Origin of the sequence: Photorhabdus sp. HUG-39 (assembly GCF_963878365.1) — a bacterium.
Classification (GTDB): Bacteria; Pseudomonadota; Gammaproteobacteria; order Enterobacterales; family Enterobacteriaceae; genus Photorhabdus; species Photorhabdus kayaii.
In genome coordinates this window covers 1-21969 of sequence record NZ_CAWNWY010000014.1, presented here as the reverse complement: position 1 = coordinate 21969, position 21969 = coordinate 1, and the positions used below count along the sequence as shown (strand labels likewise).

The window sequence follows — 21969 nt, the reverse complement described above, 5'->3', positions numbered from 1 at the left end:
TTTATGCCCTTTAATTATTTAATATAAACAAATATACCCGTCATCTTTCAAATTGCCTCTTTGTTGGCTGCACTCACTCACCCCGGTCACATAGTTATCTATGCTCCCAGGGATTCGCTCCCTTGCCGTCGCGATCCATCTTGAAATCCATAGGGTATAGATATATTTTTCAGTAATCAAATAGCATCCAATCAAATAAGTTCCATATCGTTATATTTCATAACCCTATCTATTCATTTCTCAATAAAGATTATTATTTATCAATCATAGTTATATGAAATAATCAAACCAACATATTTTCAAATTTAAATATTATTATTATCAACTTAAAATTCAACTCTGTTTTTTATTTAGAAATAAGATTAAGATATTATTCCAATAGGGATTATCTTTAGAGGAAATACATAAGGAGACCAGCACTAAGATGGGTTTATACCCGTCATCTTTCAAGTTGCCTCTTTGTTGGCTGCACTCGCTCACCCCGGTCACATAGTTTGCTATGCTCCCGGGGATTCACTCCCTTGCCGTCGCGATGCATCTTGAAATCCATAGGGTATAAAACCCATTGATTTTTATCTGGAATATTACCCTATTCCACGTTTTACCACAAAGAAATAAAAATAAAATACCCCTATGCAATGGGTTATAAAAAGTTGAATATTGATACTTTTACCAGAGCATAATATCAAAATTTATATTATAAAAATGGAGAGTAAAAATGACTATTTCGCTTAAAGATCAAAGAATAAATCTCGCACTCAGCTTTATCAGTGGTGCAGGAAGTATAATAACTGAAAAACCAGAGCCGACTAAGGTTGCAGAAGATATTCAAACATCATTGGAAAAGAGCAGAGTGACAGCCAACAGATTTTCTATTATTTGGGGGCCTGCCATTTTTCGCGTTGATAACGGAAAAAACACCAAGGATAATAAGGACGACCACGTTTTATTCATTGTAAAAAATCGCAAGATTCCCCATGATTATCGCATCGTTATCCGAGGATCATGGTCTGATGTTAACTGGCAAGTTGAAAATTTTGCTGTACATGAAACAGTAAACTGGTCACTTTGGGATCAAAATATCCCTGAAGAATTTAAAGATGCTAAGATCTCTTATGGAACCCATGTAGCATTAAACTATATTGTTAATCAAGTAAAAAGCAACAATATTCCTGGTTATGGAGAATCACTCATTGAGGCAATTAATAAAATTGCTTCGGAAAAAGGTATACATAATATTACCATCACCGGGCACAGTTTGGGTGGTATTCTCGCCTCTACCCTTGGATTGTATTTAAAACGCTTATACCTTAATAAAGGGAATAATAATATTCGTATTCATGTTTGCTCTTTTGCCAACCCAAATACCGGTAATGATATTTTTTCATCTTATATTAAATCTGTTTTTAATGGCACCTCAACAACCCACTATAAAAGCCACTTTTTAAGGATATATAATCGTAAAGATGTTATTTCCCTCATCTGGAACCTGGATGGATTAGAAAAAATTCCAACTATCTATGAACCATTAATTAAATTAGATGAGAAATTAATTAACAGATTTAAAAAGATTGTTCTTCTCGTACAAGATAAGGGTTACACTAAACTCACGCCAGATTTACCTTTTACAGCACCTATTGCAGAACTGGACCTCAATAAACAAGTTGTTTTCCAACATATTAAATCCTATGCCAATCAATATGGCATGAATTTAGTGGAAGTTAATGACGGCACTCAACCACCTATTGATGATATTGTGGTTATTAATAGTAATCTATCTCAAGATATTGTCGCTTATTTCTTATCGATACCTCTGCCTGAGGATAACATTGACATTGCATAAATCGATTACACTTTTTCTCTATTTTATCTAAAATCAATGGAGCTTTTATTATAAAAGCTCCATTAAACAAAATTGACTTAAATATAATAATAAAATAACCGCCATATATGATTAAAATATCAATGATTTACAATCATTCCAAATAATACTATTCACAGAGATAATTAAAAAGTTATTTACCTATTACCAACATTGAATAATGGAGATAATCCTAAAGGATAGCAATAATATTTAACCGCAATTATTCAATATATAATTTAAAACATTTACTTTTAATTTAAAAATAAATAATTTATATTCTAGCATAAAATAAAAAATCCACATATATATTTGACAGATTTAAAAGTTATTATTAACTTTAAGTTAAATTATGTTTTATCCAATATAGGAAGAGTAAAAGAATTAAATCTTGATATTTATACCCTATTGATTTCAAGATGCATCGCGACGGCAAGGGAGTGAATCCCCGGGAGCATAGCAAACTATGCGACCGGGGTGAGCGAGTGCAGCCAACAAAGAGGCAACTTGAAAGATGACGGGTATAAACAGATAGCTCGCATTAATACTTACTACATGAACAAATAGGGAGTAAAAATGACTATTTCTCGTGAAGTTCAAAAAACAAATCTTGCTCTAAGCTTCATTATTAACTCTGGAGGTATAAAAACTAGCAAACCAGAACCGGGCATTGTTTCGGAAAATATCCAAAAATCATTGGAAAGCAGTAAAGCAACAGCAAATAAATTCACTATCATTTGGGGACCCGCGGTGTTTCGTGTTGGTGACGTTGGTAGGAAAAAAAGCGTTATAGATAAAAAAGACGATCATGTTTTATTCATTGTGCAAAATCGCCATGATCCAAATGACTATCGCGTTGTTATTCGGGGATCATGGTCCGATATTAACTGGCTTAATGAAGATATTATTGTCTGTGAAACTCAAGATTGGGCACGATGGGATTCAAGATCACCTGAAAATGCTAAGATAGCCTATGGAACCGACATGGCATTAGGCTATATTATTAATCAAATGAAAAGCAATAATTCTCCGGGTTATGGAGAATCTCTCACTGATGCGATTGATAAAATCGCCTTAAAAGAAGGAATACAAAACATTACTATTACAGGACACAGTTTGGGAGGTGTACTATCTTCTACCATTGGCTTATATATAAAGAGACGATATCTTGATAAAGGAAATAATAATATTCGGATTAATGTTTGTGCTTTTGCAGGACCAACTGCTGGTAACGATGTTTTCGCATCCTACTCTGAATCTATTTTCAATGACATATCAGTAGCCGGTTATAAAAGTAATTTTCTCAGAATTCATAATAGCATGGATGTGGTTCCCCTAGCCTGGCATATAAAAGGTTTGGAGGAAGTTAAAGCTATCTATCCAGTGTTAACTGTAACAATTAATGCTCTTATCCTCTCTGTCTTTAATAAGAATTATACTCAAATTTTCCCAGATTTCCCTATTCATTCACAGATTCCAATATCACCAATAGTGTTGTTTGATGATTTACTGGTTAATATTGGCAATCAACATATTCATGCCTATGCCAAAGAGTATGATATGAGTTTTATCACCATTGATGATAATTCAAATATACCGACTGATTACGATATTGTTGTAGTTAATGATAGCCTATCCGAAAGTATTGTCGATCTCTTCAAATTTCTAACCAAAGATAAAATCAATATTACATAATCTTATTATGTATAATATAAGTGGAGCCTTTATTAAAGGTTCCATTCATTTCAACAAATGATAATTAAATAGCGCAAATAAATTATTTTTCTTATCTATCACTAATTACAGCCATTTACTATCACTCATTTTTGTAGATACCAATATATACCCGTCATCTTTCAAGTCGCCTCTTTGTTGGCTGCACTCGCTCACCCCGGTCGCATAGTTTGCTATGCTCCCGGGGATTCACTCCCTTGCCGTCGCGATGCATCTTGAAATCCATAGGGTATAAATTATTTTCCATAGATAATAGATATCACAATTATCACTCTAAATAGCTAATCTAACCTTATAAAAGCATGGTGTAATTTTTATCGCTTATTTTAAAGTTCATAATAGATAATTTATTTTGTTAAATAAAATAACTTCAAAAAATTATATACTCTCATTTAACAGATTTAAAGATTATTATTAACTTTGATTCTGTTGTTTAAATAAAAACCCAAAGTATTGATGTTTACGCTAACACATCAGATCAGCATTCATTATATTAAAAATTGGAAACAAAAATGACAATTTCTCTTGAAGATCAAAAAATAAATCTCGCGTTAGGCTTTATTATTAACTCAGGGAGTATAATAACCTATCAACCAGAACCGGCTATCGTTTCAGAAAATATTCAAAAATCATTAGCAAGTAGTAAAGCGACAGCAAATAGATTCTCTATCATTTGGGGACCTGCTGTTTTTCGTGTCGGGAGTGTTAATAATAAAACAAGCGTTACCGATAAAAAAGATGATCACGTTTTATTCATTGTCAAAGATCTCAACAATCCAAATGATTATCGAATCGTTATTCGTGGTTCATGGTCCGCTGTTAACTGGTTTGATGAGAATTTCAATGTAGGCACAACTGAAAACTGGTCAATTTGGGATCCAAAAGCCCCCAAAGATGCTAAAATTTCAAAGGGAACTCATATAACTTTAAACTATATTATCAATCAAATCAAAAGCAATAACCCTGCTGGTTATGGAAAATCATTGATTGAGGTAATTGATAAAATTGCTCTGGAAGAAGGCGTACATAATATTACTCTTACAGGGCACAGTTTAGGCGGTGTGATGGCCTCGACGCTTGGCCTGTATTTAAAGAGACGTTATATTGATAAAGGAAATAATAATATTCGTATTCATGTTTCCTCCTTTGCTGCCCCAACTGCCGGTAACGACGTTTTTGTATCCTATAGTGAATCTGTTTTTAATGGAACATTACTATCTAGCTATGAAAGTCATTTTCTCCGGGTCCATAATCGTAAAGATATCGTTACCCTAGCCTGGAGTGTAAAAGGATTAGAAGAGATTAAAGCTCTTTATCCAATATCAACTTTAATCGTTAACGGTTTTATTTCAGTCGTGAAGGATAAAAATTACACTCAAATTACGCCAGATTTACCTTTTACCGCACCTGATTTAAAACCTTCTACAGGTTTAATTGAAAAAATCGTACTTCAGCATATTGATGCTTATCCAAAAGAGTACGGCATGAGTTTTATTGTAGTTAATGATCGTGCTAATCCACCAACTGGTTATGATATTGTTGTCATTAACGATGGTCAATCTCGCAATATTAGAGAACTTTTCTCATCTATTATTCAAGATGAAGATAATATCCGATAGTTTTATCGTATTACCTCTTGCTTTAATTTAAACCAAATGGAGCCTTGATTAAAGGTTCCATTTTATAACTTCATAATCTTCAACATTACTAATGAATCATCCCTCTGCCAAAATCATTCATAATAACCATTATCACATCAATTAAAATTCTTTTGACAAAGATATCACGTCGTGGTAGTAAAATTCATTATCATCTGATTTTTTGTAAAATAAAGCATCACAAAAGGAAACCAAAATGGAACCCAAGAAGCTAGAAACCAGAAGATTAATATTACATCCTTTAGAAAGTAAGGATTATATACAAATTCAAAATATCTTTCCTCAGTGGGAAATTGTTCGCTATCTGACAGAAAATACCCCGTGGCCCTACCCAGATGATGGTGCTATGAAATATATAAATAATATCGCCCTACCATCAATGGCAAAAGGAAATGCATGGTTTTGGACTATAAGAAAGAAGGATGAGCCATCAATAATAATAGGAATGATATCACTATATGATCAAGAAAATAATAATAGAGGTTTCTGGCTAGATCCACAATGGCATGGAAACGGATTTATGACCGAAGCGGTCCAAGTAGTTACCGATTTTTGGTTTAATACCCTAAATCGAAACGTACTCAGAGCACCTAAATCCAGCGACAATATTGCCTCAAAGAAAATATCAATTAAAAGTGGTATGCGATTAATAAGATTAGAAAATAGAGACTTTGTTAGCGGAAAAATGCCCTCGGAAACATGGGAAATAACTCGCGACGAGTGGAATAAAAATAATTCTCAAAAAGAGTAACGGTCTTACATGTTCATGGGCATGCTTTTGTCTAAGCACTTCCCAAGTTCATTCTTCATAACAAAGAAGAGCAAAATAAAATAATAGCCCTAATGGAAATAGGTTTTAAGTTGCTCTTAATCATCTGTCACACCAAAGAAATTACATGCGCTATATCAGCAGATGTCTTTAACTTTCTTATCGCCTCAAACAGCATTGTCGCTTCTTCATATTCTTTACGCAAATAACCAAGCCACTGTTTAATCCGAGCAACATGATATTGCCCGGTATCACCCTGCTTTTCCAACCGGATATATTTTTGCAATAGTTGAACAACGTCCTGCCAGCACATTTTTGGTTCGTTATATTTCACCACTCGGCTCAAATTAGGAACGTGAAGTGCACCCCGTCCAATCATGACCGCATCGCAGCCTGTCACATTCAGACAATCCTGCGCACTTTGCCAATCCCAAATCTCACCATTGGCGATAACCGGAATAGAAAGACGTTGACGAATTTCACCAATTGCTTGCCAGTTAATACGCTCCGCTTGGTAACCATCCTCTTTGGTTCGCCCATGAACCGTAATTTCCGTCGCGCCCGCCTGTTGTACCGCATCAGCAATTTCGAATTGCCGATCACCGCTATCCCAACCCAAGCGAACCTTAACCGTCACAGGCAAATGAGCAGGTACCGCTTCACGTATCGCTTTTGCCCCTTGATAAATCAGTTCAGGATCTTTCAGCAGCGTTGCTCCGCCACCGCTACCATTGACCGTTTTTGACGGGCAACCGCAATTCAAATCAACACCGTAAGATCCTAATTCAATCGCTCGTGCCGCATTCTCTGCCAGCCACTGTGGATATTGACCCAAGAGCTGAACCCTTACCAACGTGCCGGATGGTGTCCGGCTTTGGTTATGTAATTCAGGACAAAGCCTATAAAAAGATTTTACCGGCAATAGGCTATCAACAACCCGTAAGAACTCCGTAATGCACAGATCATATTCATTGATTTCACTCAGAAGTTCCCTGACCAAAGAGTCCAGCACCCCCTCCATCGGAGCCAGTAAAACCCGCATTAATTAACCTCTAGCGTAAGGCGATTTATGGGATACATCATGACTGCGGCTACGCTGACGCGAAGGCACCCCAGAACGACGATGGCTATTTTTCTGCCCGTTATCGCCACGTGCCTGACGGCCATTCTGAATAGGTTCAGCCTTGATGGTTGGATCTGGCTCATAGCCGGGAACGGCCATACGGGGAATCTCCCGTTTTAACAAACGTTCAATATCTTTCAACAGCTTGTGCTCATCAACACAGACCAAAGAAAGTGCCTGCCCTGTTGCATCTGCTCGACCAGTACGACCAATACGGTGAACATAATCTTCAGCGACATTAGGCAATTCAAAATTCACCACATAAGGCAGTTGATCAATGTCCAAACCACGGGCAGCAATATCTGTCGCTACCAGCACTCTGATACGGCCATCTTTAAAATCAGCCAATGCACGGGTTCTCGCCCCCTGACTTTTGTTACCATGAATAGCGGAAGCCGTTACACCATCTTTATTTAACTGTTCCGCCAAACGGTTTGCACCATGTTTGGTTCGGGTAAATACCAGCACTTGCTGCCAGTTACGGCTACCGATCAAGAAAGAGAGCAGCTCACCTTTACGCTTTTTATCGACAAAGTGAACAAACTGTTCAATCTGTTCAGAAGCAGAGTTACGACGTGCAACTTCAACACTAACAGGATCACGCAATAACTTATTGGCTAAGTTTTTGATATCGTCAGAGAAAGTCGCAGAAAACAGTAAATTTTGCCGTTTCGGTGGTAATTTATTCAGCACCCGGCGAATATCATGAATAAACCCCATATCCAGCATGCGGTCAGCTTCATCCAATACCAGAATTTCTACCCGTGATAAATCAACCGCATTTTGATGTTCAAGATCCAGTAACCGCCCTGGCGTTGCGACTAAAATATCCACACCACCCCGCAATTTCATCATCTGAGGGTTAATACTGACACCGCCAAAAACAACCAGAGAGCGCAGTCTGAGGTATTTGCTGTAGTCGCGTACATTTTCACCCACTTGAGCAGCCAATTCACGAGTTGGAGTCAGGATTAATGCTCTGATTGGCCGGCGCCCTTTCATCTGAATAGGGGAATCATTTAACCGTTGCAGCATGGGTAAGGTAAAACCGGCAGTTTTACCCGTGCCTGTTTGAGCACTCGCTAATAAATCTTTACCTGCTAATACAACAGGAATTGCCTGTTGTTGGATTGGCGTCGGCGCTGAATAACCTTGTTCTTCAACGGCACGCAAAATATCAGCACTTAAGCCAAGTGATTTAAAATTCATAAATAAGAAATGCTCCAAACTTCACCATTCCTGAACGCTATTCAGGGGCAGTTTTATGGGAAGAAAATCAGACGTGGTAAATACCACAAAGAAAAAAACACAAACTGCAATGCTCCATGTTTTAACTATTATACCAGATATACTTTCTGATGATGCAACTAAAACGACAGCTATTTACCCGGTAATTTTCATGATCCATAACATTTTTATGCAATTTACATTGATTTACTATAAGTATAGAGTTAACTAGTGATTGATATTTTGTTTAAGTCTTTTGATTATTTGCAACAGGATTCATGTCCATGTCAGTCAACAACAGCCAAACCACCAGAGGCGAACAAGCCAAACAACAGCTACTCGAAGCAGCCCTTGAAATTTTCGGTAAATCAGGACTGACCGGTGCAACGACGAGGGAAATTGCATTACATGCTCAACAAAACATTGCCGCCATAGCTTATTATTTTGGCTCTAAAGAGGGGCTTTATCAGGCAGTTGCCCTGCATATTACTGACACAATTAAGACTGAGTTCACTCATCTTTTTAAAAAAATTGATGATTTTTTTTCATCATCAGCGCCGTACTCACCAGAAAATATATTGAGGATGATTCATGAAGGATTCCTTGGAATTAACCGCCTGATGATTGAAAAAGAGAGTATTAATATCAGCCGGATAATGGCCAGAGAACAACTTGCACCAACAGATGCTTATACCCTAATCCATGAGCAAGCACTCGTCCCCCTTCACAACAGATTAAATAAACTGATTGCCTGCTATATCGGCGCCGATGAACATCAGCTCTCTACCATGCTACACACTCATGCTTTAATGGGAGAAGTTCTCACTTTCCGCATGGCGAGGGAAACTTTATTACGTCAGACAGGCTGGAATAATATCGGGCCAGAAGAATATAAATTGATTGATCAGATCCTTATCCAGCATATCGATTTATTACTGAATGGACTGAAAAAACATAATCCGAATAAATAAAATAACAGGGAATATCATGTACAACAAAAAACTCACTCTGGCAATATTAGTGACCGCGATTATTCTTAGTGCTATTTTAGGAAGTTACTATTATCAAGGTAAAAGTGATAAAACTCTGACCCTCTATGGCAATGTAGATATACGTACTGTTAATCTTAGTTTCCGGGTTGGTGGTAAACTCGCTAGTCTACAAGTTGATGAAGGCGATACCATTGCAGCCAATCAAGTCATCGGCCAACTGGATAATGGGCCATTTATTAACGCCCTTAATAAAGCGAAAGCCACTCGTGATAGCACTAAAGCACGTTTAGCCATGATGGAAGAGGGTTATCGCACAGAAGAAATTGCCCAAGTCCGTTCGGAAGTTGCACAACGCGAGGCTGCCTGGCACTTCGCTAATAGTTTCTTCAAACGCCAACAAGGTTTGTGGCAAAGTAAAGTTATTTCGGCCAACGAATTAGATGATGCTAAAACGAATCACAATCAAGCATTAGCAGCTTTACAAGCAGCTAAAGATAAGCTGAACCAGTTCGAAACCGGTTATCGTAAAGAAGAAATTGCAGAAGCTAAAGGCCAGCTTGCTCAAGCCGAAGCAGCTGTTGCTCAGGCTGAATTGGACTTACAAGATACTCAACTGACTTCCCCCTCATCCGGTACTATTCTGACCCGCGCCATTGAACCAGGCACTATGTTGTCAGCCGGCAATACGGTGTTTACACTTTCTCTGACTGACCCGGTTTGGGTAAGAGCCTATATCGGTGAAAGCCATCTCGGACAGGCAACGCCCGGACGTGAAATTTTACTCTATACCGACAGCCGTAAAGATAAACCTTATCACGGCAAAATTGGCTTTGTTTCACCCACCGCCGAATTTACACCAAAGAATGTAGAGACCCCCGATCTACGTACTACTCTAGTCTATCGATTGCGCATTATTGTCACCGACCCGGATGATGCCCTGCGCCAAGGTATGCCAGTTACTCTGCATTTTTCCGATTCAGATAAATAAGGGGCTGTCATGAGCAACTCCGCATATACGATAAGGTTAGAAAAAGTCGAAAAAACTTTTCCCGGCCTGAATAATCCTGCGGTATCCAGCCTGACCGCAGAGATCTACGGTGGCTCCATTACTGGGCTTGTAGGCCCGGATGGAGCAGGAAAAACGACACTGATACGCATGCTAGCGGGTTTACTGAAACCCGATAGCGGTTCTATTGAAATAATGGGGCTTGATCCGATAAAAGATGGCGTACAAGTGCGCTTTGAACTGGGCTATATGCCACAGAAATTTGGCCTGTATGAAGATTTAACCGTATTAGAAAACCTGAATCTGTATGCAGATCTGCGTGGCTTGCTGGGTGACGAGCGTAAAAAAATCTATGAACAACTACTTACGTTTACTGATCTGACCCGTTTTACCGGGCGACTGGCGGGCAAACTTTCAGGCGGCATGAAGCAAAAGCTGGGGCTTGCCTGTACTCTGCTTGGCAAACCCAAAGTTCTGCTGCTGGACGAACCCGGCGTTGGAGTTGACCCGATAGCCCGCCGCGAACTCTGGCGGATGGTTCACGAACTGGCAGATGATGGGATGTTAATCCTCTGGAGTACTTCTTATCTGGATGAAGCTGAGCGGTGTCGTGATGTCCTGCTACTTAATCAAGGAAAACTGCTCTACAGTGGACAACCACAAAAACTGACCCAAAAGATGTCCGGGCGTTCTTTTCTGCTTGGTGCCAAACAAGATTCCCGTAGAAAAATGTTGCAACATGCTCTTACCTTGCCACAAGTCACAGATGGTGTGATTCAGGGGAAATCTGTTCGTCTTATTCTCAAACCTGATGCCTCACCGCAAGAATTACTTAGCCAGCTTAAACAACCTGATGCTGAAATCGTTAAAGCCGCTCCCCGCTTTGAAGATGCTTTTATCGATTTACTCGGTGGCGGTTCCACCCGCCATTCTGAACTAGCAAAGATCATGCCACGGATTGCTGCTAACCCGACAGAAACAGTCATTGAAGCGCAGGATTTAACCAAAAAATTTGGCGATTTTGCTGCCACTGACCATGTTGATTTTCAGGTGAAACGTGGAGAAATCTTTGGTCTGCTTGGCCCGAACGGTGCCGGTAAATCCACCACGTTTAAAATGATGTGCGGGCTCACGGTGCCGACTGGCGGTAAGGCGCTGGTATTGGGAATGGATCTGAAAACCAGCTCCGGGAAAGCCCGCCAACATTTAGGTTATATGGCGCAGAAATTTTCTCTGTATGGCAACCTGACAGTTGAACAGAACCTGAAATTCTTTTCCGGCATTTACGGCCTGCAAGGGCGCAAGCAAAAAGAAAAAATTGATGGCATGATCGACGCTTTCAATCTCAAATCTGTTTTACATCAAACCACCGACCAATTGCCTCTGGGATATAAGCAGCGTCTTGCCCTTTCCTGCGCACTGATGCATGAGCCAGATATTTTGTTCCTGGACGAGCCAACTTCGGGGGTTGATCCACAGATACGACGGGAATTCTGGCTACATATCAACGGCATGGTAGATAAAGGCGTTACCGTTATGGTGACCACCCACTTTATGGATGAAGCAGAATATTGTGACCGAATAGGGTTGGTATTCCGAGGTAAATTGATTGCCGCCGGAACGCCTGATGACTTGAAACAATGGGTTGCTACTGATGAAAACCCTGACCCATCAATGGAACAGGCATTTATTGATCTGGTCGTTAATTATGATGAGGAGCTACAATAATGAGTAGCCCAAAGCAACATGCTCCACAGCAAGCTGTCCGCTTCTCTTGGTGGCGATTGAAAGCACTTTGTGTAAAAGAGACAAAACAGATCTTACGTGATCCCACCAGCGGATTAATTTCTATTGCCATTCCATTGATTCTGCTGTTTATCTTTGGTTACGGTATTAATCTCGACGCCAGTACAGTCCGTGTTGGTATTCTGGTAGAACAACAAAGTGAAGATGCTCGTGAATTAATACAGGCTTTTGCCGGTTCTCCCTATATTGAACCCAAAATCAGCGATAATCGTCAGCAATTAATTAATATGATGCAATCAGGAGAAATACGTGGACTGATTGTCATTCCTGTTAATTTCGATGCGCAACTTGCCCGTCCTGATGGTAAAGCACAAATTCAAGTCATTACTGACGGCAGTGAACCCAATACAGCAAGTTTTGTACAAAGTTATGCTAAAGGAGTGTGGCAGATTTGGCTACAACAAAGAGGACAAGATCAGGGGAACGCTGTCAATCCGTTAATTGATATTCAGGTTCGTTATTGGTTCAATCCGGCAACAATTAGCCAGCATTTCATCATTCCCGGCGCAATAACCATTATCATCACCGTGGTTGGCGCCATTCTGACATCATTGGTGGTTGCCCGTGAATGGGAACGCGGTACGATGGAAGCTCTGCTTTCTACTCAAATTACCCGCACCGAATTACTGCTTTCTAAACTCTTGCCTTATCAAGTGCTTGGATCATTCTCTATGATGCTCTGTATGCTGGTGGCAGTATTTGTGCTGGATGTCCCCTACAGAGGCTCGTTATGGATATTGTCTGTAATCACTAGCCTCTACCTGGCTACGACCCTTGGTATCGGGCTTTTGATCTCTACGGTGACACGCAACCAATTTAATGCCGCAATGATAGCGCTGAATGTCGCTTTTCTGCCTGCGATTATGCTTTCCGGCTTCATCTTTGAAATAAATAGCATGCCTGCCTTTATTCAGGTAGTGACCTATTTCATCCCGGCTCGTTATTTTGTCAGTAGTTTGCATACTCTCTTTCTGGCTGGAAATATCAGTACGGTACTGGTGATAAATCTATTATTACTGATCGCCTCCGCTATTGTGTTTATTGGCCTGACAGCATGGAAAACCCAGCGGCGTCTGGATTAAGAAGGAATTAGCATGTTTTATCGTCTTTACACCCTGATTATTAAAGAATTGCAATCTCTACTCAGAGATCCGCAAACACGGGCTATCTTAGTTATGCCGGTTATCTTCCAGATGATCTTATTTCCTTTATCAGCAACCCTTGATGTGACTAATGCAACTATTGCTATTTTTGATGAAGACAAAGGCAAAGCCTCTATTGAGCTCACCCAACGGCTGGCAAAATCAAAAGCATTTCCTGATGTGCTATTGCTGAATCATTCACAAGAAATACAACCGGTAATCGATCACCAAAAGGCCCTATTACTGGTACGTTTCCCACAAGATTTCAGTGCTAAAATTGCCAGTCATGAACCGGTTTCCCTCCAAGTATTACTGGATGGACGCAATTCTAACAGCGCTCAAATTGCAGCGGGCTATATCCAAGAAATTGTCCTTAACTATCAACAGGAACTGATGGGTAATCTGCCGAAAGCCAATAATAGCGAGTTGGTGATCCGCAACTGGTATAACCCTAACTTGGATTATAAATGGTTTGTCGTGCCCTCTTTAGTGGCACTGATTACTACGGTTGGAATATTGACGGTCACGGCACTGTCAATTGCGCGCGAAAGGGAACAAGGAACACTGGATCAATTACTCGTTTCACCCATGACCACCTGGCAGATTTTCATTGGCAAAGCCGTTCCGGCGGTGATTGTCGCTACCTTTCAGGCCACTTTAGTGCTTGCCATTGGCATATTCTGCTATCAAATTCCCTTTTCTGGTTCACTAGCGCTGTTTTACTGCGCTATGCTGATCTACAGTTTATCGCTGGTGGGATTTGGCCTGTTAATCTCTGCCCTTTGCTACACTCAGCAACAGGCGTTTATTGGCGTATTTGTCTTTATCATGCCCGCTATCTTAATCTCCGGTTATATTTCTCCGGTTGAAAATATGTTCGGATGGTTACAAGACATCACCTGGATTAATCCTATCTGGCACTTTAACGACATCACTAAGCAAATTTATCTCAAAGATGCCGATTTCACGGTTATCTGGAGAAGTTTGTGGCCTCTTTTGGTCATTACTGCCACAACCGGTAATCTTGCCTATTGGTTATTTCGACGGAAAATTGCTTAACAAGAATGACCCTGCATTTTAGCTATGCTTAACGATGCAGGGCTTTTCTCAGAAGCCAATCAGTAAATTTAGCGACGATCGCCAAAAATACGCAATAACATCAAGAACATGTTGATAAAGTCTAGATACAGCGTCAGTGCGCCGACAATCGAGAATTTACGCAAATTCTCTTTGTCATTCACATCCAGATCTGCACCCATCTCTTTCAGCTTCTGAGTGTCGTAAGCGGTTAAGCCCGCAAAGATAACGACACCAATGTAGGTTACCGCCCACATCAACGCTTCACTCTTTAACCAGAGGTTAATCAGAGAAGCCAAAATGATGCCGATCAACCCCATAAACAAGAAGCTACCAAGGCCACTCAGGCTACGTTTGGTGGTATAGCCGTAAAAACTCAACGCACCAAACATCCCCGCCGTCACGACAAAAGTGCTAGCAATGGAGCCGGTAGTATATACAACAAAAATACTGGAAAGCGTTAAGCCAGTCAGCGCTGAATAGAGCATAAACAACCCTGTGGCTAACGAAGCTCCTATGCGGTTAATCATGCCAGAGAGGACGAAAACCAACCCAAACTGAGCAATAATCAACCCATAGAATAGTATTGAATTTGAGAAAATATATACAACAAGATCCTGATTTTGTGACACATACCAAGCCACAAATGCAGTTAATAACAGACCACAAGTCATCCAACCATAAACCTGGGCCATATAAGTTTGTAGGCCGGTTCCAGCTTGCTGGATTATCGAGCCATTAGAGCGAGGATATCGATCCATGAAGCTTACCTTTTATAACGATATTAAAGACCTAGGTTGTTCAGTACCAACAACCCACTCAAGTTTTATACATTATCATAGAATATAAACAAAACAATTAACTATTCAATAATTACTCATATAGCAATCTTTTTATTCAATCCTTTTTCGAAGCGTTTCACAGAATTTAGCCAATATTTTCATCACCAACGTTTCGCGGCTTCCTGATCGCTCTCACGGGATTCAACCCAACGTTCACCATCAGGCAAAAACTCTTTTTTCCAGAAAGGCGCTTGAGTTTTCAAATAATCCATAATAAATTCAGCCGCTTCAAAAACCATATGACGATGAGCACCGGTCACACCCACAAACACAATCTCATCACCCGGATACAGTGTACCAACCCGATGGACAACACTGATTCGCTGCAACGGCCAGCGACTGCGTGCTTCAGTGACAATACGCTGTAACGTTTTTTCCGTCATTCCCGGATAATGTTCCAATCTCAGCGCGCCAACATTATCTCCCAAATTATGATTGCGGACTTTGCCAGTGAAAGTGACGATAGCACCATCTTCCTCACATTGAGCAAGCCATTGATATTCATCTCCTACCTTGAAATTCTCCGGCCCAACGAAAATGCGGGTGTTTTCCATTTATTATCCCCCAGTCACCGGCGGGAAAAAGGCCACTTCATCGCCATCCTGTAATCGGTGCCCGCCATGAACAAGAGATTGGTTTACCGCTGACAACAATTTTCCATCTTCCAACGCCAAGGCCCAACGTTCTCCCTTTGATATTAGCGCCGTCCTCAAACCGTCAACGGTTGTGTAACGATTATCGAGATCCAGTGAATCAGTACCTACCAGCTCACGTACCTGAGCAAAAAACAGTACTTTAATCATTGCTCCACCTTAAAATGACCTAATTTACCACCTATCTTCTCCAGTAAACGAACTGGCCCAATGACCATATCTTTCTGTACCGCTTTACACATATCGTAAATTGTCAAAGCCGCAACTGATGCCGCTGTCAGGGCCTCCATTTCAACACCGGTTTTCCCAGTCAGACGACAACAGGATTCAATTCTGACCCGGTTATATTTTGTCTGAGCTTCCAACTGGACTTCTACTTTAGTTAGCAGTAATGGATGACACAGCGGAATTAATTCCCATGTGCGCTTGGCTGCTTGGATACCCGCAATCCTCGCGGTGGCAAATACATCACCTTTGTGATGGCGACCTTCAATAATCATTGCCAGTGTTTCCGGCCTCATTCCAACAAACGCTTCTGCCCTTGCCTCGCGTGATGTGTCAGCTTTAGCAGAAACATCAACCATATGCGCTTCACCGATAGAATTGATGTGAGTTAATTGAGACATTCTCAGCTCCTGAAAAAACAACAAGATCCAGACGGTAAATTAACCGCCGATAACGGAAAGATTTGGGGTGATACCACTGTCACCTTGATGAAGAAAATGGGTTTCCCGTTTATGCCGCAATCCATCCTGAATACGCAATTTCAGATCATCGAGTTGTTTTTCACTCGCCAATAAGTCACGCAAAGGTATCCCTTGTTCACCAAACAGGCATAAATGAAGATGACCGATTGAAGAAACACGTAACCGATTACAACTCCGACAAAAATCTTTCTCATAAGGCATAATTAGGCCAATTTCTCCCTGATAATCAGGATGGTTAAAAACCTGTGCAGGGCCATCACTGCGTGAACGTTGAAGCAAATGCCAGCCATCGAGCAACAGGCGTTCCCGGATAATTTCCCCCGAAATATGGTATTGACGAAACATGTCACCACCGTCACCGGTTTCCATCAACTCGATGAATCTTAATTGAATCGGACGATCTTTTATCCAGTACAGGAAAGCAGACAGGCTGATATCGTTAACATTTTTCATCAGCACCACGTTGACTTTCACTTTACTAAAACCCGCCGCGAATGCTGCATCAATACCACGCATCACCTGAAAAAATTTGTCCTGCCCGGTAATCGCATGAAATTGGCGGGGATCAAGCGAATCCATACTGACATTCACTGCGGTTAAACCCGCCTCTTTCCACTTAGCAATATCTCGTTCCATTCGATAACCGTTAGTGGTTACTGCGAGGGTTTTAATCAACTTATTTTCACGTATGACGGAAATAATATCGGTGAAATCGCGGCGCATGGTCGGTTCGCCCCCCGTCAAACGGATTTTCTCTGTACCCAGATCGGCAAACGCCCGGCCAACAAGACGAATTTCGGATAATGTCAAAAAGGAGTGATGTCCACGGGGTTTATAACCATCCGGCAAACAATAAGTGCACCGAAAATTACATACATCGGTGATTGATAGCCGCAAATAGTAAAATTTGCGGGCAAAAGCATCTATGAGTTGTTCCACTATAACACCTTTCCAAACATGGGAGATGCGGGCATTTCTGCCTCACATCCTGGTGACTCAGTGGTCACGGCCAAAGCATCATATCGCTGTGTAAAAAGGGACTTAGATACAGAGGCTAGGGGTTAATTCCATAGGGTATATGATTTAATGTAAAACGACCTTCTCTGATTGATATAGATTTTAGCGCTTAACAAAGAAAAATGCGAATCCCCACTTTCGTTATATAATTGAATATACAATGAATTACCACATTGTTCAGAATAAATAACAGACAATTTCTATTTGTGATCAGTTAAGACATTGCACCCAATCATAACGTTTGTTCAGTTAATCGTGTTTTATAATAAATTACGCTAAAATTATTCAGCGAATATATGCTCAGTCAGTAATAGGAATTCTATGCGAAACCGCACATTAGCCGATTTAGATCGGGTAGTTGCCTTAGGCGGAGGTCATGGCCTTGGCCGCGTTATGTCCTCTCTTTCATCACTAGGCTCTCGCCTAACAGGCATTGTCACCACGACAGATAATGGCGGCTCAACCGGCAGGATCCGGCGTTCAGAAGGCGGTATTGCCTGGGGTGATACCCGCAATTGTTTAAATCAGCTTATTACCGAACCCAGCGTCGCGTCAGCAATGTTCGAATACCGTTTCAGTGGCAATGGCGAACTGGCGGGGCATAACTTGGGGAATCTGATGCTTAAGGCGTTAGATCATTTAAGTGTCAGACCCCTTGAGGCAATTAATTTAATCCGCAGTTTGTTGAAAGTTAATGCTCATCTTATTCCAATGTCTGAGCAGCCCGTTGACCTGATGGCGATAGATGATCAAGGCAACACCATTTATGGCGAAGTTAATGTTGATCAATTGAATTGTATTCCTCAGGAGTTGATGCTTTATCCGCCTGCGACCGCAACAAAAGAGGCATTGGATGCTATCACTCAAGCAGATCTGATTATTATCGGCCCTGGCAGCTTCTTCACCAGTCTGATGCCATTGCTTCTGCTTGAAGATTTAACCCAAGCCCTGCGTCGTAGCAACGCCAATATGATTTATATCGGTAACCTTGGCAAAGAACTCAGTGCCGCGGCCGCCGAACTGACACTGAAAGATAAGCTGGAAATAATGGAAAACAAAATTGGCAGCCGGATAATTGATGCGGTAATCGTTGGCCCGTGCACAAATATCAGCGAGCTTAACGACCGGATTATTACTCAGCACATACTCGAAGCACAGGATGTTCCCTATCGCCACGACCGTGAATTACTGCATCAGGCGTTAGAGAATACCCTGCAAAACCTTGGGTGACGTTCCCTCCGTAAAGAAGGTACCGCAAAAGCTCTCCTTTATCAGCTAAGATTGAGGTTCCCATTCCAAACGCGGTTCCTTCATGACGACATTTCTACGACAACTGATGCCTTCCATTCACACCGGGTGTCAGAAAAATCTACCCAAAATTGCGGTTTATTTATCATGCGGAGAATGTAGTGGTTTTAAAAGTGGGAAAAGAGACCAAGCTAACCACGAAAAAACAGGTAAAAACTTTAATCATCAAAAGTAAAAAGAATTGATTAAGGATTTTTAAAAGCGGGTAAAAAGTCCGATGTCATGCTGACATTGGAAGAGAAAACATCAGAAAAAACAGGTTTTAAATTGATTAAACAAGGTGGAAAAAATGATAGTGTTAACCCAATAACAAGAATATATCTTATCAAAACATTTAACAGTATTAACCGCATTAAACCAATCTTCTTAAATAAAAGATTTTGCCTGACTGCAACAAGTTTACGAAAAATCAGAGACTATAATTGTAGAAAACCGAGCGGCTTTTAGATTAACCCCAGAAAAGCAAGAATGTTTAGCAACATTAAAAATGATTAAAGAGATGGGCGTTAATCTTAATACCGTTAGCAGTTCTGCCACCCTCATTGGTTTTAAACCTAAAAGATAAAATACAGAAAAAGGAGAAAACAGAAAACAGAAAACAGAAAACAGAAAACAGAAAACAGAAAGCCTAAATATCAGTTTAATGAAAATAAGAACGTTAAATACGGTTCAGTAAATGTAAAAACCATTAAACCATTAAACCATTAAACCATTAAACCATTAAACCATTAAACCATTAAACCATTAAACCATTAAACCATTAAACCATTAAACCATTAAACCATTAAACCATTAAACCATTAAACCATTAAACCTACTAAAATTAATCAATAAAAATCACTTATCAAGCAGATTTCCAATTAAAAAACAGCCTCTAAGAGTGAAAACCACAGCTCAAGTTTATCATATTTTTAATATTATTTTTTACTTATATACCCTATGGATTTCAAGTTGCATCGCGACGGCAAGGGAACGAATCCCCGGGAGCATAGATAACTATGTGACCGGGGTGAGTGAGTGCAGCCAACAAAGAGGCAGCTTGAAAGATGACGGGTATATTTCCATTTTACCGGTTATTAATCAACTAAGGATTAAAAAATAGGTAGCCTATTAATGTCAGCTTTTTAAAAGGTATAGAGTGACTAAAAACAACCTATTCCCTGCTATGTTTAATCCACTTATCGGTAAATCGGTAATACTACACTCCACTTATTTTACATTTGCCTAACCAGCTATGACTATTTAAAAAGACAAACAGGGAGAGGTTAAATACTTCATTCAACAGACTGATTTCATCAAGAAAATTAAAGTTTTCAGGAGCATGATTAATGACATTTAGTCGAAATTCACTAACCATCAACCGAGAGTTGAAAAGACATAATCACGTAAAATAACATTGATAGAATAGATTGACATTAAAGTATTTTTTCACCATCGTTTTACGAAAAAATCAATAAAAAATGCGATAAAGAAGAGATAAAACGATTAATTTAGCAGGATTTAAATGCTAAAAAAGGCGTTATCCTAAAAAACATTAACGGTGTTTTTATACTATCAAGCTATTGATTAGTGATTTATAAAGGAAAGATAAAAGGTGATTGATTTATAAAAACTCGCAGAATTTCCAGTAAAGCAATGTTGGTAAAACAGTATTGACAAAACAATATCTATAAAACAATGTCAGTCAAAATAAATCGGATATGATTAACGTTCGTTTAAACGTAAAACCACGATATATTATAATGTTTAAATTTCGCAAAAAGCATATAGCCAAAAGATAAAAAACGGTTAAAACCAGATACCGATTAAAATCATACGTTAAAAAAATAACTTTTAATCCCGGTTTAAAACCTGCTCTGGTTTTATAGATATTTTAATTAAGAGTTTTAGAATTTGATATTTATGACCGTACCTTTAATCGACAAGCGCCGGGCGGGCAACCACAATTAACAAGGTGTCCCTCCAGCGCGACAGGTATTCCTTGTATATTAAACAAGTTAGAACCTTCCGCAATCGCGCCGGTTTGTTTACAGGCGGGACAAAACACCGGATCACCTTGACAGGCAACCGATAGTTGTTGGTTTACCAAATCGGAACCCTTTAAAACCTCGCCTCCGGTTGTTGTGGTATCACCTTTAAGGATAATTTTTTTACTTTCCACTACACTGCGCATTATTTACTCCGCTATATTTTCCGTTTCTCGTATTAAACTCTTCGCGAAAGCGCCGGTAGCAGGCCAGAATGCGCTGTTTTTTCTCCGGGGTATAGCCTTGTTTAAAAAACAAGGTGATAGAAATCCCAAGACGAGAAACGGTCAGCCCATCGCCATTGAGAAAAAGAAAAGAGGTCAGTTGCGATCTCAGTTGGGCAAAGTAATCTACAGTTTCCATCATTTTCTCCGTAAGTTATGAGTCGGTGGATAATCTGTTATTCCCACATACTTGCCGCTTCCCGTACCAGATGCCAGAGGGTTGTGCCCGGTTTTGTACCTGGAACATCAAAAGACATCGCCCCCTGAGCAAAGAAGTACTGTTTGTCAGGCAGGCTATCGGTTCGCCAGATCCCGCTGACCAGTGCAGGGTGGTTGCCTCTCAAAGGGGTCACTTGCAGCGGTCCACGATCATAACGGGCATACCAGGCCAGTGTGGAAATATCATCAAAATGACCGGCACCATAGAAATGCAATGAATGGCCTTCACGGGGAATGACTCGTATCGGACGTATCAGTTGGTTAATGGCAAAATAACTCTCCGGGACACTGCCCGGCAGTGGTGTTAAGTCCGGGTATTGACCGGCCCGGATCATCAGGCCATTGGAATAAGGGGTAATCTCCACATCCCGGTAGGGACGCAGCACAGGACGTATCCAGAATTCCCCACCCAATCGGTTTACAAATCGTTTGGACAGCAGGGTGATCCAGTTAATGCCACGGATGGAATGTTCATACTGTAATTTAGCTGTGTGCACTGCGGAGTTCACTTGCAGGGAAGGGTAACGTTGCGCCAGTTGATACTCTAAAGGAAAGTAGTCATAGAAGTCGTTGGGTA

22 protein-coding genes, 1 pseudogene and 1 riboswitch are annotated in these 21969 nt (G+C 40.4%); of the genes and pseudogenes, 11 read left to right on the top strand and 12 right to left on the bottom strand.

The annotated features are described in order from the left end of the window. Positions 1 to 18: 18 nt before the first annotated feature. Positions 19 to 180: a hypothetical protein gene (locus tag AAC155_RS10965; protein ID WP_158536550.1), complete on the bottom strand. Its 162-nt coding sequence runs from the start codon at positions 178 to 180 to the stop codon at positions 19 to 21. Between the two features lie 153 nt (positions 181 to 333). Next, positions 334 to 489, bottom strand: coding sequence for a hypothetical protein (locus AAC155_RS10960; RefSeq protein ID WP_158536549.1), 156 nt, complete (start codon positions 487 to 489; stop codon positions 334 to 336). 229 nt (positions 490 to 718) lie between these two features. Here AAC155_RS10960 and AAC155_RS10955 point away from each other — a divergent pair, with 229 nt between their 5' ends. The 4 genes from AAC155_RS10955 (at position 719) to AAC155_RS10940 (ending at position 6004) form a co-directional block, all read left to right on the top strand. After that, positions 719 to 1843, top strand: a complete 1125-nt coding sequence (locus AAC155_RS10955; protein WP_113042170.1) for a lipase family protein — start codon at positions 719 to 721, stop codon at positions 1841 to 1843. A 594-nt stretch (positions 1844 to 2437) separates the two neighbouring features. Continuing rightward, positions 2438 to 3556: a lipase family protein gene (locus tag AAC155_RS10950; RefSeq protein WP_113042168.1), complete on the top strand. Its 1119-nt coding sequence runs from the start codon at positions 2438 to 2440 to the stop codon at positions 3554 to 3556. A 551-nt stretch (positions 3557 to 4107) separates the two neighbouring features. Continuing rightward, positions 4108 to 5214, top strand: a complete 1107-nt coding sequence (locus AAC155_RS10945) for a lipase family protein (protein WP_113042167.1) — start codon at positions 4108 to 4110, stop codon at positions 5212 to 5214. A gap of 235 nt (positions 5215 to 5449) precedes the next feature. Next, positions 5450 to 6004 (top strand): GNAT family N-acetyltransferase, encoded by a 555-nt coding sequence (locus AAC155_RS10940; protein WP_113042166.1) that lies wholly within the window; start codon positions 5450 to 5452, stop codon positions 6002 to 6004. 127 nt (positions 6005 to 6131) lie between these two features. Here AAC155_RS10940 and dusC read toward each other — a convergent pair whose 3' ends face one another. Continuing rightward, positions 6132 to 7064 carry a tRNA dihydrouridine(16) synthase DusC gene (gene dusC / locus AAC155_RS10935; protein WP_113042165.1) on the bottom strand — a complete coding sequence of 311 codons (933 nt, stop codon included), beginning with the start codon at positions 7062 to 7064 and terminating at the stop codon, positions 6132 to 6134. A gap of 3 nt (positions 7065 to 7067) precedes the next feature. Continuing rightward, entirely contained in the window at positions 7068 to 8354 is a 1287-nt protein-coding gene (gene rhlE, locus AAC155_RS10930) for an ATP-dependent RNA helicase RhlE (protein WP_113042164.1), read from the bottom strand. 302 nt (positions 8355 to 8656) lie between these two features. Here rhlE and cecR point away from each other — a divergent pair, with 302 nt between their 5' ends. From cecR to AAC155_RS10905, 5 genes are read left to right on the top strand one after another with little or no spacing between them, the layout of a single operon-like run. Then, positions 8657 to 9343, top strand: coding sequence for a transcriptional regulator CecR (cecR, locus tag AAC155_RS10925; RefSeq protein WP_113042162.1), 687 nt, complete (start codon positions 8657 to 8659; stop codon positions 9341 to 9343). A 16-nt stretch (positions 9344 to 9359) separates the two neighbouring features. After that, a complete protein-coding gene (gene hlyD / locus AAC155_RS10920; protein ID WP_112876146.1) occupies positions 9360 to 10352 on the top strand; it encodes a secretion protein HlyD in 993 nt (330 codons plus the stop codon). A 9-nt stretch (positions 10353 to 10361) separates the two neighbouring features. Beyond that, a complete protein-coding gene (locus tag AAC155_RS10915; RefSeq protein ID WP_113042161.1) occupies positions 10362 to 12098 on the top strand; it encodes an ATP-binding cassette domain-containing protein in 1737 nt (578 codons plus the stop codon). Further along, positions 12098 to 13258, top strand: coding sequence for an ABC transporter permease (locus AAC155_RS10910; RefSeq protein WP_113042160.1), 1161 nt, complete (start codon positions 12098 to 12100; stop codon positions 13256 to 13258). Before AAC155_RS10915 ends, AAC155_RS10910 begins: the two co-directional genes overlap by 1 nt. A 12-nt stretch (positions 13259 to 13270) precedes the next feature. Further along, on the top strand, positions 13271 to 14377 hold the full coding sequence (locus tag AAC155_RS10905) for an ABC transporter permease (RefSeq protein ID WP_113042159.1): 1107 nt from the start codon (positions 13271 to 13273) through the stop codon (positions 14375 to 14377). Positions 14378 to 14445: 68 nt separating this feature from the next. On the opposite strand, the gene AAC155_RS10900 is transcribed toward AAC155_RS10905, so the two are convergent. The 5 genes from AAC155_RS10900 to moaA form a co-directional block, all read right to left on the bottom strand. Beyond that, positions 14446 to 15156: a Bax inhibitor-1/YccA family protein gene (locus AAC155_RS10900; protein ID WP_113042158.1), complete on the bottom strand. Its 711-nt coding sequence runs from the start codon at positions 15154 to 15156 to the stop codon at positions 14446 to 14448. Positions 15157 to 15338: 182 nt separating this feature from the next. Continuing rightward, entirely contained in the window at positions 15339 to 15791 is a 453-nt protein-coding gene (gene moaE / locus AAC155_RS10895) for a molybdopterin synthase catalytic subunit MoaE (RefSeq protein WP_113042157.1), read from the bottom strand. 3 nt (positions 15792 to 15794) lie between these two features. Next, positions 15795 to 16040, bottom strand: coding sequence for a molybdopterin synthase sulfur carrier subunit (moaD, locus tag AAC155_RS10890; protein WP_112894872.1), 246 nt, complete (start codon positions 16038 to 16040; stop codon positions 15795 to 15797). Continuing rightward, the gene (gene moaC, locus AAC155_RS10885) at positions 16037 to 16516 is read right to left on the bottom strand and encodes a cyclic pyranopterin monophosphate synthase MoaC (protein ID WP_113042156.1); all 480 of its coding nucleotides are present in this window, start codon (positions 16514 to 16516) and stop codon (positions 16037 to 16039) included. The genes moaD and moaC overlap by 4 nt, the downstream gene beginning before the upstream one ends. A gap of 39 nt (positions 16517 to 16555) precedes the next feature. Further along, positions 16556 to 17536, bottom strand: coding sequence for a GTP 3',8-cyclase MoaA (moaA, locus tag AAC155_RS10880; RefSeq protein WP_113042155.1), 981 nt, complete (start codon positions 17534 to 17536; stop codon positions 16556 to 16558). Beyond that, positions 17526 to 17670: riboswitch (molybdenum cofactor riboswitch) on the bottom strand. Its footprint overlaps the gene before it by 11 nt. Positions 17671 to 17935: 265 nt before the next feature. Between moaA and yvcK the strand changes: the two genes are divergently transcribed. Together yvcK and AAC155_RS10870 are read left to right on the top strand one after the other, a co-directional pair. Further along, positions 17936 to 18844 carry a uridine diphosphate-N-acetylglucosamine-binding protein YvcK gene (gene yvcK / locus AAC155_RS10875; protein ID WP_113042154.1) on the top strand — a complete coding sequence of 303 codons (909 nt, stop codon included), beginning with the start codon at positions 17936 to 17938 and terminating at the stop codon, positions 18842 to 18844. Positions 18845 to 19802: 958 nt separating this feature from the next. Then, positions 19803 to 20024, top strand: coding sequence for a hypothetical protein (locus AAC155_RS10870; RefSeq protein WP_146748087.1), 222 nt, complete (start codon positions 19803 to 19805; stop codon positions 20022 to 20024). A gap of 798 nt (positions 20025 to 20822) precedes the next feature. Here the strand turns inward: AAC155_RS10870 and AAC155_RS10865 are convergent. From AAC155_RS10865 to AAC155_RS10855, 3 genes and pseudogenes are all read right to left on the bottom strand, one after another. After that, positions 20823 to 21095: a PAAR domain-containing protein gene (locus tag AAC155_RS10865; RefSeq protein ID WP_113042152.1), complete on the bottom strand. Its 273-nt coding sequence runs from the start codon at positions 21093 to 21095 to the stop codon at positions 20823 to 20825. 28 nt (positions 21096 to 21123) lie between these two features. Further along, positions 21124 to 21312, bottom strand: a pseudogene (locus AAC155_RS10860) (hypothetical protein); the annotation flags it as partial. A gap of 37 nt (positions 21313 to 21349) precedes the next feature. Next, positions 21350 to 21969, bottom strand: a 620-nt coding sequence (locus AAC155_RS10855; RefSeq protein WP_146748086.1) for a type VI immunity family protein, incomplete at its 5' end; no start/stop codon positions are given.